Annotated in this window: 2 protein-coding genes; one reads left to right on the top strand and one right to left on the bottom strand. The window is 73.6% G+C overall.

Annotated elements, in window-relative coordinates; all coding sequences use genetic code 11:
* Positions 1–1043 (bottom strand): polyprenyl synthetase family protein (locus AC2W7A_RS11700; RefSeq protein ID WP_485991495.1); only part of this gene is annotated, 1043 nt, incomplete at its 3' end.
* A gap of 43 nt (positions 1044–1086) precedes the next feature.
* On the opposite strand from AC2W7A_RS11700, the gene dinB reads away from it, so the two are divergent.
* The coding region (gene dinB / locus AC2W7A_RS11705) for a DNA polymerase IV (protein WP_485991496.1) at positions 1087–2266 on the top strand (1180 nt) is incomplete at its 3' end.

Here is a 2266-nt window from a genome sequence, read left to right on the forward strand (position 1 = left end):
CCGGCCGCCTCAACGCCGGCCCGCCGCCTGCTCGCGCCCGGGCGACGAGGGCAGCGATCTCGGCCCCGCACCCGGGACTCGGCGCCGCAGCGACGCAGGGTGTCCTGCCAGTGCGCCACCTGCTCGTCGCCGAGTTCGGCACGTCCCAGCTCGTCCTCCAGCGCGGCGGCCTCCTCTGCCGGCAGCAGGTCCAGCGCGTGCGCGATCAGCACGGTGCGCTTGCCCTCCCGCAGGTCGTCTCCGGACGGCTTGCCCGTCAGCTCCGGATCGCCGAAGATCCCCAGCAGGTCGTCCTGGTACTGGAAGGCGAGGCCGAACGGAAGGGTGACGGACTCGAACGAGGCGACGAGGCCGTCGTCGCCTCCGGCCAGCAGCGCTCCCAAGGCCATGGGGTGCACGGCCGAATAGCGTGCCGACTTGTACTCGACCACCGTCTCCGCACGCTGCGCGGCGGCCGTCGGGTCCTCGGCCGGAGGTGCGACCTCGGCGAGCACGTCCAGGTACTGACCCAGCATCACCTCGAAGCGCATCGTCTCCATCTCCCGGCGCGCACGGTCCGCGCGCGGCGAGCCGGCGAAGGTGTCGTGGAAGGCGGTGTCAGCGAGGGAGAGGCAGACGTCGCCGGCGAGGACGGCCGCGGAGACGCCGAAGTGCGCGGGGTCCTGAAGCCAGCCCGAGGAGCGGTGCATCGCCTCGAAGGACCGATGGACGGCGGGCATGCCCCGCCGGGTGTCCGAACGGTCCAGGATGTCGTCATGGATCAGCGCGGCGGCCTGGAACAGCTCGAAGGCCGCCCCGGCGGTGAATATCCTCGGATCATCGGGGGCGCCGCCGGCCGCCCGCCAGCCGAGCCAGCCGAGGGTCGCGCGCAGCCGCTTGCCCCCTGCCGTGAGCCGCGAGATGGAGTCCACGACCGCGGCGGCCTCCGGGTGGATGTGCGCGGCATGGGCGCGATGGGCGTCCAGGAGCTCCGTGAGGCGGTCGGCGACCGCGGCGCGGAACTGCTCCGGAGTGAGGCTGGCATGCGGGGTGTTCTGCGGCATGCGCCCACCCTATGCCGTCCGCCCTGTGGGTAGGGTCGGAGACATGCAGCAGCCCGCGCCCGCGCTCACGGGGGAGGACGCCACCGTCCTCCATGTGGACATGGACGCCTTCTTCCTGTCCGTGGAGCTGCGCGAGCGTCCGGACCTGCGGGGGATCCCCGCCGCCGTGGCGGGCAGGTCGCTGCGCTCGGTGATCCTCTCCGCCTCGTACGAGGCGAGGGCGTTCGGCGTGCGGTCGGCGATGCCCGTGGGACAGGCCCTGCGGCAGTGTCCGCAGCTGCGCCTCGTGGAACCGCGGCAGAGCGTCTACCGCTCCGTGTCCGCCGAGGTGATGGCCCTGTTGGACCGCGTGACCCCCGTGCGCGAGCAGCTCAGCGTGGACGAGGCGTTCCTGGACGTGTCCGGTTCACGGCGCAGGCTGGGCCCGCCCGCGAGGATCGGCGCCGCGATCAGGGAGCGTGTCCGCGCCGAGCTGGGCCTGCCCTGTTCGGTGGGGGCGGCGCCGGTGAAGTTCGTGGCCAAGATGGCCTCCACCGCCGCGAAGCCGGACGGGCTCGTGGTGGTGCCGGGCGAGCGCCTGCTGGAGTTCCTGCATCCGCGCCCCATCGACCACCTCTGGGGCGTCGGACCCGTGCTGGCACAGCGGCTGCGCACTCGTGGGGTGGAGACGATCGGCGACGCGGCCGCGCTGCCGGAGGGGCGACTGCAGTCCTGGTTCGGGGAGGCCGGGGCACGGCTCGAGGACCTCGCCCGGGGCTTCGACCCGCGGCCCGTGCGTCAGGAGGAGGGGCATCGAAGCATCGGGGCGGACCACACGTTCGACGACGACCCCACCGACCCGGACGAGATCGACCGCCACGTGTTGCGACTGTGCCATCACGTGGCCGGTCGCCTGCGGACCGAGGGCGTCCTGGCAGGCGGCCTCACCGTGCGCGTGAAGTCTCCTCAGGGGCAGGTGCGCTCCCGCGTGGCACGGCTGCCGGATCCCACCGACTCGGGACACGACCTCTCCGCTCCGGCACGCCGCGCCGTCCGTGACCTGCTCGCCGAACGACGGCATCCGCTGCGACTGGTCGGCGTGCGCGCGGAGCGGCTCACGGACGAGCGTGCTCCCCGTCAGCAGAGCCTCTTCGACGACGCTGCCGGCGGCCGTGCGGCAGACTGGGGAGCGGCCGAAACGGGCCGTCGACGCCGTCCGCCGCAGGTTCCCCGGGCTCGGCCCG

This window comes from Micrococcus sp. LASM2_SD2, from assembly GCF_057364565.1.